Genomic DNA, 15,058 nt, shown 5'->3' on the forward strand with positions numbered 1-15,058 from the left:
CCCGGCAGGAAGCGCTCAGCGGCGCCCGCGCCGCGCGTCCCGCACCCGCCGCAGCCGGTTCACCGTGACCGGATCCTCCCGCAGCGCCCGCTCGTCCTCGATCAGCGCGTTCAGCAGCTGGTAGTAGCGGACCGGCGAGATCCCGAGCTCCTCGCGGATCGCCCGCTCCTTCGCCCCGGGCCCCGGCCAGGGCCGCCGCTCCAGGGCGAGCAGGGCCCGGTCCCGTACGGACAGCTCGTCCGCACCGGGCGCGGGCGCGGCCGGGGCTTCGTGGTGTTCGCGGTCGGGGGCGGTCATATCAACCAACCTAATACCCGCCCCCGACACCCACGCGCGGCCCGGCACCGCCCGGGCTACTCGGCGGCTTCCGCCTGCGCCGCCTCGGCGGCTATCTCCCCGAGGATGCTCTCGGGGTTGCTGCCCGGCGCGACCGCGCTGCCGATCTTCTTCTTGATCGCGTCGCTGACCGTGGCCCAGGAGGTCTTGCCGAACGGGGGCAGGGTCGAGTTGGGCAGTGCGGCCAGGAACTCGTGCAGCTTGTTGTGCTTCTTGTCGGTCTCCATCGCGGCGGAGGCGCTGCCGGTCACCGGGAGGAGGTCGTACTCCTCGGCGAACTCCAGCACGTTCTCGTCGGAGTAGGCGTAGTCCAGGAACGTGCCGATCTCCTTGCGGTGGCCGTTCTCCTTGAAGCCCATCATCCAGTCGGCGACACCCATGGAGCCCTTGGTCGGGCCGTCGGCGCCGGGCAGCGGCACCATGCCGACCTTGACGCCCTTGGCCTCGGCCTCGTCCATCAGGGTGGGGTGGCCGTTGAGCATGCCGACCTTGCCGGCGGTGAACGCCTCGAAGGCCTTGGCCCGGTCCAGCTTGCCCGGCGCGACCGGGCCGGTGAGGCCCTTGCCGACGAGGTTGTCCCGCAGCCAGCGGAACGTGGCGACGTTCTCGGCCGAGTCGATGTCGTACGAGCCGACGTCGTCCGTGTAGCCGCCGTTGCCGCTGAGCAGCCACATCAGGGTCTCGGCCTGGGCCTCCTCCTGGCCGAGCGGCAGGGCGAAGGGGTAGTCGACGCCCTTCGCCTTGAGGGCCGCGGCGCTGCCGCTGATGTCGTCCCAGGTCTCGGGGGCGTCCAGGCCGGCCTGCTCGAAGAGCTTCTGGTTGTAGAAGAGCAGCCGGGTGCTGGCGACGAAGGGCAGGCCGTACAGCGTGCCGTCGACCTTGCCCGCGTCGGTGAGCGAGGGCAGGAAGTTGGCCGCGGTGCGGATCGCCAGCATCTCGTCGGCGCTGTAGAGCTTGCCCGCCTTGGCGTAGTCCGCGTAGGCGCCGATCTGGGCGATGTCCGGAGCGTCGCCGGCCTTGACCATCGCCGCGACCTCGCGGTCGACGTCCTTCCAGGACAGGACGGTGACCTCGACCTTGATGCCGGGGTGCTCCTTCTCGAAGCCCGAGGCGACCCCGCTCCAGTACTTCTCGGAGCTGTTCTCCGGACCGGTGCCGTAGTCCGCGGCGACCAGCTTCAGCGTGACGTCGCCCGAAGCGGCGTCACCCCCGCAGGCCGACAACGTTGCCGTCATTCCCAGCGCGGCCACCGCCGCGGTCAGACCCAAAAAGCGCCGCTGCACAGCCTCGCCCATCCTCGTCGATCGCCTTGCCACGGGCGGTGCGCGCGGCACAGGCCGCAGGCCTCGTTCGGCCGCGGCAGTGCCGCCCTGTCCTGGGCACCGTCCGGATGAACTGCGATTTTCCCCCATTGCCGACGCGAAGGTCTACACCACCGGCGTATCGCTTCGGCAACGTATACGGGCCTCGGAAGCCACAACTGGCCTGCGGGCACTGGAAGTCGGAGGCCCCTGCCCGTATCTTGGTCCAGACCTTTGACCCGGATTCCCGCCGACCCGCGGTTCCCATACGTGATGTTCCGGAAGAAAAAGGTCCGTTCTTCACTCGTTCATCATTTTGTATGGGTGCGCAACAAACCGCGCTAGTGGACTAGACCTTTTGGGGGTCGGCGGGCGAAACTGTCTCCCGTGAGACACGTCATCGCCCTCGATGTGGGCGGCACCGGAATGAAGGCCGCACTGGTCGGGACCGACGGCACCCTCCTTCACGAGGCGCGGCGGGCCACCGACCGGGAGCGCGGCGCCGAAGCGGTCATCGAGTCGATCCTCGCGTTCGCGGCGGATCTGCGGGCCCACGGCGAGGAGCACCTCGGCGAGAGCGCCGTCGCCGCCGGGGTCGCCGTGCCCGGCATCGTCGACTCCGCGAAGGGCATCGCGGTGTACGCCGCGAACCTGGGCTGGCGCGACGTACCGCTGCGGGCCCTGCTCTCCGAGCGCCTGGGAGCCATCCCGGTCGCCCTCGGCCACGACGTCCGCACCGGCGGGCTCGCCGAGGGGCGTATCGGGGCCGGGCGCGGCACGGACCGCTTCCTGTTCGTCCCGCTCGGCACCGGCATCGCCGGGGCCATCGGCATCGCGGGCGCCATCGAGGCGGGCGCCCACGGGGACGCGGGCGAGATCGGCCACATCGTCGTCCGCCCGGACGGCCCCGACTGCAGCTGCGGCCAGCGCGGCTGCCTGGAGACGCTGGCCTCGGCCGCCGCGGTGACCCGGGCCTGGGCCGCCGCCTCCGGGGACCCCGGGGCGGACGCCGCGGACTGCGCGAAGGCCGTCGAGTCGGGCGACCCGGCGGCGATCGAGGTCTGGCGGAACGCGGTCGACGCGCTCGCCGCCGGCCTCGTCACCGCGCTCACCCTGCTCGACCCGGGCACGCTCATCATCGGTGGCGGTCTCGCCGAAGCCGGGGAAACCTTGTTCACACCACTGCGTGCGGCCGTCGAGGAACGCGTCACGTTCCAGAAGCTGCCCCACATCGTCCCGGCGGCCCTCGGGGACACCGCCGGATGCCTGGGCGCGGGGCTGCTCGCCTGGGATCTACTCGCCACGGAGGTTTCCGCCTGATGGCCCCACGCGCAGCAGACAGCACCGTTCTCGCCGGCGCCCGGGTGGTGCTTCCCACCGGCACGGTCGAGGACGGCCGGGTGACCGTCGAAGGCACCCGCATCGCCGACTCCGCACCGGAGGGCGCCCGGACCGTCGACCTCTCCGGCCACTGGGTGGTCCCGGGCTTCGTGGACATGCACAACCACGGCGGCGGCGGGGCCTCCTTCACCTCCGGCACCGTGGACGAGGTCCTCACCGGCATCCGTACGCACCGCGAGCACGGCACCACCACGATGGTCGCCTCCACCGTCACCGGCGAGATGGACTTCCTCGCCCGGCGGGCGGGCGTCCTGTCCGAACTGGTCGAGCAGGGCGATCTTGCGGGGATCCACTTCGAGGGCCCCTTCATCTCGCCGTGCCGCAAGGGCGCCCACAGCGAGGAGCTGCTGCGCGACCCGGACCCGGCCGAGGTCCGCAAGCTGCTGGACGCCGCGCGCGGCACCGCCCGGATGTTCACCCTCGCCACCGAACTGCCCGGCGGCATCGATTCCGTACGGCTGCTCGCCCAGCACGGGGTCATCGCCGCCATCGGCCACACGGACGCGACGTACGAGCAGACCGTCGAGGCCATCGACGCGGGTGCGACCGTCGCCACGCATCTGTTCAACGCGATGCCGCCGCTGGCCCACCGCGAGCCCGGACCGATCGCCGCCCTCCTGGAGGACGACCGGATCACCGTCGAGCTGATCAACGACGGTACGCATCTGCACCCGGCCGTCCTGGAGCTGGCCTACCGGCACAAGGGCGCCGGCCGGGTCGCGCTGATCACCGACGCGATGGACGCGGCCGGCTTCGGCGACGGGGAGTACCAGCTCGGCCCGCTCGCGGTCGAGGTCACCGACGGGGTGGCCCGGCTGGTGGACGGCGGCTCGATCGCCGGATCCACGCTCACCCTGGACACCGCGTTCCGCCGGGCGGTCACCCTCGACGAGATCCCCGTCGAGGACGTCGTCCGGTCCATCTCCGCCAACCCGGCCCGGCTGCTCGGCGTCGACGACCGGGTCGGCTCGCTCGACCCGGGCAAGGACGCCGACCTGGTGGTGCTCGACGAGGACTTCGTCCTCAAGGGCGTCATGCGTCAGGGCGAGTGGATCATCGAGCCGAAGACGGCCTGAGGCCGGCGGGCCGTTGAGCACGTAACGAAGCGATGGCGGTCGGCGCCCGGGACTGGGCCGACCGCCGTCGCTTTGACATGATCATCGGCATCGCCTGCCGCGGACGGCCGGCGTGCACCGCTGGGCCACGCACCGAGGGAGGGACCGGACGACGTGATCCTGACCGTCACCCTGAACACCGCGCTCGACGTGACGTACACCGTCGACGCTCTCGTCCCGCACGGCAGCCACCGGGTCGGCGAGGTCACCGAACGCCCCGGCGGCAAGGGCCTCAACGTCGCCCGGGTGCTGGGCTCCCTCGGCCACGACGCCGTCGTCACCGGCTTCGTCGGCGGCGCCACCGGAGACGTCCTGCGCGGCCTGCTCGCCCCGCTCCCGCCGCGCGACGCCCTCGTCCACGTCACCGGGAACACCCGCCGCACCCTCGCGATCACCGACCGCTCGACCGGTGACACCACCCAGCTCAACGAACCCGGACCGCAGGTGAGCCCCGCCGAATGGGCCGCCTTCCTGCGGACGTACGAGGAGCTGGTCGCCGGGGCCGACGCGGTCGCCCTCTGCGGCTCCCTGCCGCCCGGCATCCACGTCGGGGCCTATGCCGAACTGGTCCGGATCGCCCGCGCCGCCGCCGTGCCCGTGCTGCTGGACACCAGCGGCGAACCGCTGCGCCGGGGCATCGCCGCCCGCCCCGACCTGGTCAAGCCGAACGCGGAGGAGCTGGCCCGGCTGACCGGTTCCCGCGACCCGCTGCGCGCCGCGGGGGACGCCCGCCGCCGAGGGGCCCACGCCGTGGTCGCCTCGCTCGGCCCCAAGGGTGTGCTCGCACTCACCCCGGACGGCGTCTGGCGGGCGGCCCCGCCCGCCCCCGTGCGCGGCAACCCGACCGGCGCGGGCGACTCCGCGGTCGCCGGGCTCCTGTCCGCCCTGGCCGAGGGCCTCGACTGGCCGGAGCGGCTGGCCCGGGCGGTGGCGCTGTCGACGGCGACGGTGCTGGCCCCGGCGGCGGGCGAGTTCGACGCGGCGGCCTACGCGGAGCTGCTGCCGCGCGTCACGGTGGAGCCGCACACGCCGACGCCCTGACCACCGGGCCGGTGGTCAGGGCGTGAGCAGAGGGAGCGGTCAGCCGTTCTTCTGGATGTGGCCGGACTTCAGCTCCAGCTGGTCGAGATTGGCGTCGCACTCGTCGCCCGTCTCGCAGGACAGCTTGAGGGTGTTGGCTCCCTTGTCGAGCTGGACGTACGCGTAGGTGTTCGTCCAGCCCTTCTCCAGGTCGCCCTCGGGAGCGTTCGCGAAGTTCTTCATGTTGATGGAGCGGGGCTCCTGGTCGTTGACCGTCAGGGTCGTCTTCGCGTCCTTGCCGGGCACGCCGTAGGTCACGTACAGGGTGTACGCGCCGGCTTCGGGCACCTCCACCGACCAGGTGGCCGACCGGCCGACCTCGTTGAGGTTGATGTAGTTGCCGTTCGCGCCCTTGGCGCCCTTGACCGTGGAGTCCAGGGCCGCGGTGCCGCCCAGCGTCAGCGTCGCCGCGTCCTGCTTCGGCAGCTCGACCGGCTTGGGGGTCTTCTCGGGCTTCTTCTCCGGCTTCTTCGACTCCTCGACCTCGCCGGCGGGGCCCTCCGAGGAGGACGCCTCGTTCTTCTTGTCGTCCTTGTCGCCGTCGTCGCCCGTGAGCAGGGCGGCGCCGATGCCGATGAGGACGACCGCGACCACGGCGACCGCCGCGATCAGGAGCGCCTTGGTGTTCGGGCCGCCGCGGCCCGTGCCGCCGCCGTGGCCGCCCTGGGCCGGGGGCTGCCCGTGGGACGCGCCGCCGGGGTAGGTCTCGGGGGCCGCGTACTGCGGGTTCGGCCGGTCGTACTGCTGCGCGGGCCGGCCGTAGGTCTGCTGGGGCGGGTAGCCGTACCCGCCCTGCTGCTGCGGCGCCTGCTGCTGGCCGTACTGGCGCTCCCCGACGGCACGCACCTGGTTGTAGGACGTTCTGGGCACGCCCGGCTGCGCGGCCGGACCCGGGTAGCCGTAACCGCCCTGGCCGGGCGCCTGGGCGCCTGCCGCCTGTCCGTCCGCGTACAGATAGCCGAACGGATCGTCGTCCTCGGGCTTGCTCGCGCCGTTGTTTCCGGCCGTCATCCCTGGGTCACTCCTCACCATCTCGCCAGCCGTCGCCGACCGGCCGAGCCTACCTCGAACGGAGCAGCCCCCGAATTGCGCTCATCCACGGGGACGGCCCCGGGGGAACGGGTACGGGGTAGGGGGGGAATGCGTCGTGAACGTCATCCGGCTCTGCGGTGAACCTTCGACCGGGACCGTTTTTCCACGTACATCCGCTGGTCGGCGGAGCGCAGGACCTCTTCGACGGTCATGCCGCACTCGGCCCAGCCGATGCCGAAGCTCGCCCCGACCCGGACCGCACGACCGTCGACCCTTATGGGCGGAATGATGGCATTTCTCAGACGAACGGCCAGGTCAGCGGCGTCCGCCGCCCCGAGGCCGTCGGCGAGAACGACGAATTCGTCACCCCCGAGCCGGGCGACGGTGTCGCCGTCCCGCACACAGGCGCTCAGCCGCCGGGCGACCTCGATGAGCACGGCGTCGCCGGTGTGGTGCCCGAAGCGGTCGTTGATGGACTTGAAACCGTCGAGGTCGCAGAAGAGGACCGCGAGCCCCTTTGTCCCGTCGTCGTGCTCCGGGTCCGGGGCCACCGTGTGCACGTGGTGGTCGAAGGGACCGCCGCCGGGGATCGCCTCGCCCTCGTAGCCGTCGGCCTGGTAGCTGTGGGTGAGGGACGACTCGACGTCGCCGTACGCCGCGTCCAGCGCCTCGATCGCGGTCGCGGCCGGGGAGGAGTGCGGCCGCTCGCAGATCCGGGCGGAGAGCCGCGACTTCAGCTCGGCGCTGTTGGGCAGCCCGGTCAGCGCGTCGTGCGAAGCGCGGTGGGCGAGGTTCAGCTCGTGGCGCTTGCGCTCCTCTATGTCCTCGACATGGGTGAGCAGGAAACGCGGCCCGTCGGTGGTGTCCGCGACGACCGAGTTGCGCAGCGAGACCCAGAGGTAGGTGCCGTCCCGGCGGCTGAGGCGCAGCTCGGCCCGGCCGCCCTCGGCGGAGGTGCGCAGCAGGGTGCCGATGTCCTCGGGGTGGACCAGGTCGGCGAAGGAGTAGCGGCGCATCACGGAGGCCGGCCGGCCGAGCAGCCGGCACAGGGCGTCGTTGGTCCGCAGCAGCCTGCCCTGCTGGTCGCCGCCCATCTCGGCGATGGCCATGCCGCTGGGCGCGTACTCGAAGGCCTGCCGGAAGGACTCCTCGCTGGCCCGCAGCGCCTGCTGCTCCCGCTCCAGGCGGACGAGGGCGCGCTGCATGTTGGACCGCAGGCGTGCGTTGCTGATGGCGATGGCGGCCTGGGAGGCGTACATCTGGAGCGCTTCGCGCCCCCATGCGCCGGGACGGCGTCCGTTGCGCGGCCGGTCGACGGATATGACCCCGAGGAGGTCGCCCCCGCCCGCCGATGCGTACATCGGGGCATAGAGCCGGTCGAGCGGGTGCCACTCGTCCTCGAACCGGGGTTCGGGCCCTTCGGTGTGCCACTGCGGTACGTCGTCGTCGAGGAGGACCCAGCCCTCGGTGTGCGGGATGAAGCGGAGACTGCCCCATGCCTCGCCCATGGAGAGCCGGCGGTTCCAGGAGTCGCGGGAGCCGACGCGGCCGGTGATCAGGGCCTCGGCGGCGGCGTTGCCCGCGAAGGCGGCGATGACGAGGTCACCTTCGGGCCGGACCAGGTTGACGCAGGCCAGCTCGTAGCCGAGGCCCTCGACGATCCCGTCGACCACGCTCTGGAGCGTGTCCGCGAGACTCCGCGCCGTGTTGAGATCGGCGACGGCCTGATGCAGCTGACGCAGGGTCGCCAGGCGGACGTACGGTTCCGACTCGGCCTCCATCGCTCGCACCCCCGGGACCTCGACAGCAACTCCAGGTTTCATATCGACGTACTTGTTGCAGTGTCACGGCCACTGAATCACAGTGAGCTGTGCACCCGGTACACAGGGTCAGCAGAAAATGGACTCTGTGACTCAAGTCACAACAGATGACCGGGGGGTGCCGGTGACTCACGGCGACGACGATCGTTCCGCGGTCACCGGGAGAGACGGATTCCCGTTGTGTGCGCCCGCGCACGCCCCTCTCCCGCTCTTCACCCTCCCGGGGTCCTAGGACCCGCCTGGTCCCCTGGCCCGATGCGGCCGTCCGCCCCCGCGGTTAGCGTCGGGGTGTGCTCCAGACGAAGCCCCCCACCCCGCGCCCCGAGCCCATCCCCCATGCTGAGGGAGTGAGCAACGACGAGTTCCGCGCCGCCCTCGCGCGGCTGGCCGCCGGGGTGGTGCTGGTCACCGCCCAGGAGCCGCCCCTCGACGAGGACGGCCGGGGCGAGGACGTGGGCATGACGGCGACCGCCTTCATGTCCGTGTCCCTGGAACCGCCCCTGGTGATGGTGAGCCTGCGCAACGGCTCCCGGATGGACGACCTGCTGGACGAGCAGCCGCTGTGGGCGGTCTCCGTCCTGGCCGCGAGCCAGCGGCACATCGCGGGCCGGTTCGCCATGAAGGGCCGGATCAGCGACCGGCTGCTGTTCGAGGACGTCGCGTACGTACGGGGCGAGGTGACGCGGGCCCCGCTGATCGGCGGGGCGCTGGCGACGCTGGAGTGCCGGACCGAGCAGCGCGTGGGGGCCGGGGACCACACCCTGGTGATCGGGCGGGTGCTCACGGCAAAGCTGCCGAGCCCGGAGGGCGACCCGCTGACGTACTTCAAGGGCCGCTACCGCCACCTGGGCTGACGTCCCGCCCGGGACACCCGCCCGCCGACCGCCCGGGCCGCCGCCCCGCCCCGCGTCCGCCCGGGGCAGTCGACTACCAGTCGCGGCCGGAGCGCCCGCGCTTCGTGTCACTGCGCTGCTTCTTCTCGCGCAGCCTGCGCTCGTTGATCCCGCGCGGGATCTTCCGCTTGATCCGGGGCTTGGGCGGCGGCGCGGTGGCCTCGGCGAGGAGGGAGGCGAGCCGCACGGCGGCCGTCTCGCGGTTGCGCCACTGGGAGCGGTGCTCGGAGGCCCGCACGGAGACCACCCCACTCACCAGCCGGCCCGCGAGCCGCTCCAGCGCCCGCGCCTTCCACACCTCGGGGAGCGCGTCGGTCGCCGCCAGGTCGAAGCGCAGCTCCACCTGGGAGTCGCTGGTGTTGACGTGCTGACCGCCGGGCCCGGAGGACCGCGAGAAACGCCACATGAGCTCGGCCTCCGGGAGGGAGACCGAGCCGCGGATGACATAGGGCCCGGACATGACACCCATGGTCCCTCCCCCGCACCCCGCCCGTCACCTTCTTTTGCACTGCCCGCACCCCTCGCGTCCGGAGGAAGTTCGTAAAGAAAGTAAAGCCGGCAGGAACCTCGTGGTCCGCCGCACGCGTTAGGACGGGTGACGGGTAGCTTTCGTGATGGCACGAAGCCCGCACACGACGAGGAAAGGGACTTCCCATGGCAGTAAGCCTGTCCAAGGGCGGCAACGTCTCGCTCACCAAGGAGGCACCGGGCCTTACCGCCGTCACGGTCGGCCTCGGCTGGGACGTCCGCACCACCACCGGCACCGACTTCGACCTCGACGCCTCGGCGATCGCGGTCAACCCGACGGGGAAGGTCGTCTCGGACGGACACTTCGTCTTCTTCAACAACAAGTCGACGCCGGACCAGACCATCGTGCACACCGGTGACAACGTCACGGGTGAGGGCGAGGGCGACGACGAGCAGATCAACGTCAACCTGGCGGGCCTGCCGGCCGACGTGGACAAGATCGTCTTCCCGGTCTCCATCTACGACGCCGAGACCCGCAGCCAGAACTTCGGCCAGGTCCGCAACGCGTTCATCCGCATCCTCAACCAGGCCGGCGGCGCCGAGATCGCCCGCTACGACCTGAGCGAGGACGCCGCCACCGAGACCGCCATGGTCTTCGGCGAGCTCTACCGCAACGGCGCCGAGTGGAAGTTCCGCGCGGTCGGCCAGGGGTACGCCTCCGGCCTGCGCGGCATCGCCCAGGACTTCGGCGTCAACCTCTGACGCCTCGCCCGAGCGCACGACAGTTTCACCGGAGCCCCCGGCCGCGATCGCGGCCGGGGGCTCCGGTGTGTGTGAGCCGCCGTCAAGCCGACTGCCGCGCACCGCTGAAACCCGCCACTTCACCGAATACCGGACAGCGCGGCACCCCATTCGTACAAGGACTGGTCAAAAACTTGTGAGGCAATTGTCGGCACACCGTCAATTTCGCTCATTCGATGGCACGCTCTCCGCTCGTAGTCCCCCCACAGGACGACCGACGGAGAACACACATGAACCTCCACACCACCCCCCACAACTCCCGCGCCCCGCGCACCACGCGTCGACTCGCAGCACTCGCGGCCGTGGCCGCGATGGTCGTCGCCGGTGTCCAGGCCGGATCCGCCGTCGCCGCACCCGACGACGACGCCCGCACCACCGCGGAGAAGCCCGCCACGGCCGCCGTCCTCGGCGTGAACCCCTCCGCCCAGCGCGCCACCGCCATCAAGTCGGCGCAGGCGGAGGCCTCCTCGGCGGCGAAGGCCCTGAAGCTCGGCGGCCGGGAGAAGCTGATCGCCCGCGACGTCATCAAGGACGCCCAGGGCACCGTCCACACCCGCTACGAGCGCACCTACGACGGCCTGCCCGTCCTCGGCGGCGACCTCGTCACCCACACCACCGCCGACGGCAAGCTCAAGAGCGTCGACAAGGCGACCGACGCGAAGATAGCCGTGGCGTCCACGACGCCGGAACTGAAGGCCGCGGCGAGCGCACGCAAGGTGATCTACGCGGGCGGCGAGAACCCGGTCCTCGCCTGGGAGACCGTCAAGAAGGGCGTCCAGAAGGACGGCACGCCCAGCCGCGTCCACACCATCACCGACGCCACCACCGGCAAGAAGCTGCACAGCTACGAGGCGATCGAGACCGGCACCGGCAACAGCCAGTACAGCGGCGAGGTCGAGATCACCACGACGAAGTCCGACGCGGGCTTCGAGCTGACCGACGGCGAGCGCGGCGGACACAAGACGTACGACCTGAACCAGGGCTCCTCCGGCACCGGCGACCTCGTCACGGACGACGACGACACCTGGGGCGACGGCACCGGCGAGGACCGGCAGACCGCCGCCGTCGACGCCCACTACGGCGCGGCGAAGACCTGGGACTTCTACAAGACGGCCCTCGGGCGCGACGGCATCGCGGGCGACGGCAAGGCCGCCTACTCCCGGGTCCACTACGGCGAGAACTACGTCAACGCCTTCTGGGACGACAGCTGCTTCTGCATGACGTACGGCGACGGCGAGGGCAACAAGAACGCCCTCACCTCCATCGACGTCGCGGCCCACGAGATGACCCACGGCCTCACCTCCGCCACCGCCAACCTGGACTACGCGGGCGAGTCCGGCGGCCTCAACGAGGCGACAAGCGACATCCTCGGCGCCTCGGTGGAGTTCTTCGCCGACAACGCGTCGGACGCCGGTGACTACCTCATCGGCGAGAAGATCGACATCAACGGCGACGGCACCCCGCTGCGCTACATGGACAAGCCCTCCAAGGACGGCAACTCCGCCGACTTCTGGGACGAGAACCTCGGCGACCTGGACGTCCACCACTCCTCCGGCGTCGCCAACCACTTCTTCTACCTGCTCGCCGAGGGCAGCGGAAAGAAGACGGTCAACGGTGTCGAGTACGACTCCCCGACCTCCGACGGTTCGACGCTGACGGGCATCGGGCGGGAGAAGGCGTACCAGATCTGGTACAAGGCGCTCTCGGTCTACATGACCTCCACCACCGACTACGCCGGCGCGCGGGTCGCGACCGAGAAGGCGGCGACCGACCTGTTCGGGGCGGACAGCGGGGAGCTGAAGGCGGTCTCGGCCACCTGGACCGGGGTCAACGTCAAGTAGCCCCATCCGTAGGGAACACGGAAGCCGGTCAGCCCTCCCGGGCGGGCCGGCTTCCGCCGTACAGCCAGGCGTCCCACAGCCCGGTGAGGTCCCGGCCGGTCTCCTCCTCCACGTACGCGGTGAAGTCGTCGGTGGAGGCGTTGGCGTGCCGGTACTTCTCCGTCCAGCCCCGCACCAGCGCGAAGAACGCCTTGTCGTCGTCCATCGCGAGCCGGATCCGATGGACGACCATGGCCCCGCGCCCGTAGACCGGCGGGTCGGAGAGATCGGGGGCGGCGGGCGGGTCGGCGGGCGGGAAGGCCCAGTTGGCGTCGGACTCGTACGCCGCCTCGAAGCTCTCCCCGACCGGTACGTCGTCGTGGTCGGCGGCCCAGAGCCACTCCGCGTACGTGGCGAAGCCCTCGTTCAGCCACATGTCCCGCCAGGTCTTCGGGGTGACGGAGTTCCCGAACCACTGGTGGGCCAACTCGTGGACGAGGAGGCCGGTGTCGGGCGGGCCGGGGAAGACGGGCCGGTTCTGGGTCTCCAGGGCGTACGCCGAGTCGCCCGTACGCTCCACGATCGCCCCGGCGGAGGTGAAGGGGTACGGCCCGAACCTGGCCTGCGACCACGCCAGCACCGCCGGAATCTCCGCCAGCACGTCCTCGCTCGCCGCCGCCGACCGCGGGTCCACGGCGGTGAACAGGCGGATGCCGTCGGGGGTGCGTGACTGCTCGGTGGTGAACCGGCCGACGGCCACGGTCGCCAGGTGGCTCGCCATCGGCTCGGTGGTCCGCCAGTGGTAGGCGGTGCGGTCGTTCTCCGTACGCCGGCCGACGAGTTGCCCGTTGGAGACGGCCTTCAGCGGATCGGGGACGGTGACCTCGATGTCGTACGCGGCCTTGTCGCTCGGATGGTGGTTGCCGGGGAACCAGGCCAGGGAGCCGGTCGGCTCGCCGAGGGCGACCGAGCCGTCCGCCGTCCGCAGCCAGCCCTCCTCCGCGCCGTCGGCGTCGGTGATGGTCTGCGGGGAGCCGGAGTAGCGGACGACGGTGGTGAACGTGCGCCCCTCGCGCATCCGGTCGTCCACCGCCGCGTCGGGGCGGATCGTCAGCTCCTTGCCCGCCCGGTTCACGGCGGCCGGCTCCCCCTCGACGGCGGCGCTCTCCACGTCGAGCCCGGCGAGGTCGAGATGGAAGGCGCTCAGGTGCTGGGTGGCGCGGGCGGTGATCGTGGCCGTGCCGTGCAGCCGGCCGACGCGGTCGACGTCGAGCTTCAGGCCGTAGTGGGTGACGTCGTAGCCGCCGTTGCCGAGCCCGGGGACGTACGGATCGCGCAGGCCGACCGCGCCCGGGGTCCCCTCGACACCGCCGGTGCAGCCCGAGCCGAGGAGGGCGAGGGCCAGGGCCAACAGGAGGGGGGCGGCGGCCGGGGCGCGGTGGTTCACCGGTCGATATTAGGCGCGCCCCGGGCCGGGAAGGAGCCGCCCGCCTCGGGGGACGAGCGGACGGCTCCCGGCTCAGAGGACGGCGATACCGAGGGGCCGGTTGCCTGCCGTCAGCCGGACGGGCTCGCTCTCCTCGTCGTCCAGGCCGACGACCGTGATCCCGTTCCAGTAGCCGTCGCGGGTGAAGCCGCCGGTCACGTACGCCGTGCGGCCGTCCGCCGACACCGCCACGTCCTCGTGCGGACCGTCCAGCGGAACGACCCGTTCCGAGCCGTCGGGGGCGCGGATGGTGAGTGAGGGGTCCTCGTCGTCCGAGCCGATTGGGCCCGTGCCCACCACGAGGAGGGTGCCGTCGGGGGCCGGAGTCGCGCCGTGCTGGTGGGTGTCGGCCGTCATCCGCTCGACCGTCACCTTCCCGGTGTGCGGGTCGAGCACGGCCAGCCGCTCCCCCTCGAAGGGCAGCAGCAGCTTGCCGTCGGCGGGGCGTACGACGGCGTAGTGCGGCTTCAGCCAGGAGCCGAGCCCGCCCTCCGTGCCGTACGGGGCGACCTCCATACGCCGGGTCTTCAACGTGTCGGCGTCGACCGCCGTCACGTCGAAGGAGTCGTGATCGGTGGCGTACACCTCGCGGCCGTCCGGTGAGACGTCCACGTCGAAGGGGCGCATGCCGACCGGCGCGGTGCCGGTGACCTCGCGGGTCGCGGTGTCGCTGCCGAAGTCGGCGACGAGAAGGGTGCCGTCGGGGGTGCGGCCGTCGGGGGCCCGGGCGGGGTCGGGGGTCGCCGCGGCGGCGGGCCCGCCCGGGGTGGAGGCTGCCTCCGGGGCCGCCTCCGTCGTCCCGGACGCGCATCCGGCGAGGAGGGCGGCGGCGATCAGGGCGAGGCCGAGGCGGCGGGCGGCGCGCGGGCCGCCGCCGGTGCCGGTCATGCGGCGGCCCGCAGCTGGGCGGCCAGCTCGGCGAAGCCGCGTCGCTCGGCGTGGGCGAGCGGGGTCACCCCGTCCCCGTCGGGCAGGTCCGGCGTCGCCCCGGCCGCGAGCAGCAGCTCCACGATCTGCCGGTGCGCGAGGCCGCCCTCGCCGAGGATCACCGCCTCCAGCAGGGCGGTCCAGCCGAGCCGGTTGACGTGGTCGACGTCGATGTCGGTGACCCGCAGCACCTCCCGTACGTACGCGACATGGCCGCGTTCGCCCGCCGGGATGAGGGAGACGCCGCCGAACCGGTTGCACAGGGTCAGGTCCGGTCCGGCCGGCAGCAGCACGTGCAGCATCGCGACGCTGCCGGTGACCCCGGTGGCCAGCCACGGACTGTCCTCGCGCCGGTCCTGGGCGTTCGGGTCTGCCCCGGCGGCCACCAGCAGCCGCGCCGTCTCGACGTGGTCGCCGAGGACGGCGAGGAGCAGCGGCGTACGCAACTCCTCGTCGCGGACGTCGACCCGCGAGCCGCCCTCGATCGCGGTGCGCACCCGGTCGGTGTCGCCGGTGCGCGCGGCGGTCAGCAGGTCGTGATCGAGGGCGTTCATGGGTCTTCCTTCCGCTGGGGGCTT

14 protein-coding genes are annotated in these 15,058 nt (G+C 72.0%); 6 read left to right on the forward strand and 8 right to left on the reverse strand.

Annotated elements, in window-relative coordinates; genetic code table 11:
* Positions 1–15: 15 nt before the first annotated feature.
* Together RNL97_RS14540 and RNL97_RS14545 are read right to left on the reverse strand one after the other, a co-directional pair.
* Positions 16–297, reverse strand: coding sequence for a DUF3263 domain-containing protein (locus RNL97_RS14540; protein ID WP_030581854.1), 282 nt, complete (start codon positions 295–297; stop codon positions 16–18).
* Between the two features lie 56 nt (positions 298–353).
* Positions 354–1,631 carry an ABC transporter substrate-binding protein gene (locus tag RNL97_RS14545; protein ID WP_030581856.1) on the reverse strand — a complete coding sequence of 426 codons (1,278 nt, stop codon included), beginning with the start codon at positions 1,629–1,631 and terminating at the stop codon, positions 354–356.
* Positions 1,632–2,063: 432 nt separating this feature from the next.
* Between RNL97_RS14545 and RNL97_RS14550 the strand changes: the two genes are divergently transcribed.
* From RNL97_RS14550 to RNL97_RS14560, 3 genes are all read left to right on the forward strand, one after another.
* Positions 2,064–2,957: an ROK family protein gene (locus RNL97_RS14550; RefSeq protein WP_234313391.1), complete on the forward strand. Its 894-nt coding sequence runs from the start codon at positions 2,064–2,066 to the stop codon at positions 2,955–2,957.
* Complete coding sequence (nagA, locus tag RNL97_RS14555) at positions 2,957–4,114, forward strand: N-acetylglucosamine-6-phosphate deacetylase (RefSeq protein ID WP_030581860.1); 1,158 nt, start codon at positions 2,957–2,959, stop codon at positions 4,112–4,114. Before RNL97_RS14550 ends, nagA begins: the two co-directional genes overlap by 1 nt.
* 153 nt (positions 4,115–4,267) lie before the next feature.
* Positions 4,268–5,194, forward strand: a complete 927-nt coding sequence (locus tag RNL97_RS14560; RefSeq protein WP_030581862.1) for a 1-phosphofructokinase family hexose kinase — start codon at positions 4,268–4,270, stop codon at positions 5,192–5,194.
* Between the two features lie 39 nt (positions 5,195–5,233).
* Here RNL97_RS14560 and RNL97_RS14565 read toward each other — a convergent pair whose 3' ends face one another.
* Positions 5,234–6,244 (reverse strand): carbohydrate-binding protein, encoded by a 1,011-nt coding sequence (locus RNL97_RS14565; RefSeq protein ID WP_030581865.1) that lies wholly within the window; start codon positions 6,242–6,244, stop codon positions 5,234–5,236.
* Between the two features lie 143 nt (positions 6,245–6,387).
* Entirely contained in the window at positions 6,388–8,046 is a 1,659-nt protein-coding gene (gene cdgB, locus RNL97_RS14570; RefSeq protein ID WP_030581868.1) for a diguanylate cyclase CdgB, read from the reverse strand.
* A gap of 386 nt (positions 8,047–8,432) precedes the next feature.
* Here cdgB and RNL97_RS14575 point away from each other — a divergent pair, with 386 nt between their 5' ends.
* Entirely contained in the window at positions 8,433–8,939 is a 507-nt protein-coding gene (locus RNL97_RS14575; RefSeq protein WP_313750772.1) for a flavin reductase family protein, read from the forward strand.
* Positions 8,940–9,012: 73 nt separating this feature from the next.
* On the opposite strand, the gene arfB is transcribed toward RNL97_RS14575, so the two are convergent.
* A complete protein-coding gene (gene arfB, locus RNL97_RS14580; protein WP_243314295.1) occupies positions 9,013–9,447 on the reverse strand; it encodes an alternative ribosome rescue aminoacyl-tRNA hydrolase ArfB in 435 nt (144 codons plus the stop codon).
* Positions 9,448–9,632: 185 nt separating this feature from the next.
* Between arfB and RNL97_RS14585 the strand changes: the two genes are divergently transcribed.
* Together RNL97_RS14585 and RNL97_RS14590 are read left to right on the forward strand one after the other, a co-directional pair.
* Positions 9,633–10,208: a TerD family protein gene (locus RNL97_RS14585; RefSeq protein WP_010063685.1), complete on the forward strand. Its 576-nt coding sequence runs from the start codon at positions 9,633–9,635 to the stop codon at positions 10,206–10,208.
* A 269-nt stretch (positions 10,209–10,477) separates the two neighbouring features.
* Positions 10,478–12,088: a M4 family metallopeptidase gene (locus tag RNL97_RS14590; RefSeq protein ID WP_313750773.1), complete on the forward strand. Its 1,611-nt coding sequence runs from the start codon at positions 10,478–10,480 to the stop codon at positions 12,086–12,088.
* A 28-nt stretch (positions 12,089–12,116) separates the two neighbouring features.
* On the opposite strand, the gene RNL97_RS14595 is transcribed toward RNL97_RS14590, so the two are convergent.
* The 3 genes from RNL97_RS14595 to RNL97_RS14605 form a co-directional block, all read right to left on the reverse strand.
* Positions 12,117–13,514, reverse strand: a complete 1,398-nt coding sequence (locus RNL97_RS14595) for a M1 family metallopeptidase (RefSeq protein WP_313750774.1) — start codon at positions 13,512–13,514, stop codon at positions 12,117–12,119.
* A gap of 72 nt (positions 13,515–13,586) precedes the next feature.
* Entirely contained in the window at positions 13,587–14,441 is an 855-nt protein-coding gene (locus tag RNL97_RS14600; protein ID WP_313750775.1) for a YncE family protein, read from the reverse strand.
* Complete coding sequence (locus tag RNL97_RS14605; protein ID WP_313750776.1) at positions 14,438–15,034, reverse strand: ankyrin repeat domain-containing protein; 597 nt, start codon at positions 15,032–15,034, stop codon at positions 14,438–14,440. The genes RNL97_RS14600 and RNL97_RS14605 overlap by 4 nt, the downstream gene beginning before the upstream one ends.
* Between the last annotated feature and the right edge of the window lie 24 nt (positions 15,035–15,058).

The sequence above is a fragment of the Streptomyces parvus genome (genome assembly GCF_032121415.1).
Lineage (GTDB): Bacteria > Actinomycetota > Actinomycetes > Streptomycetales > Streptomycetaceae > Streptomyces > Streptomyces globisporus_A.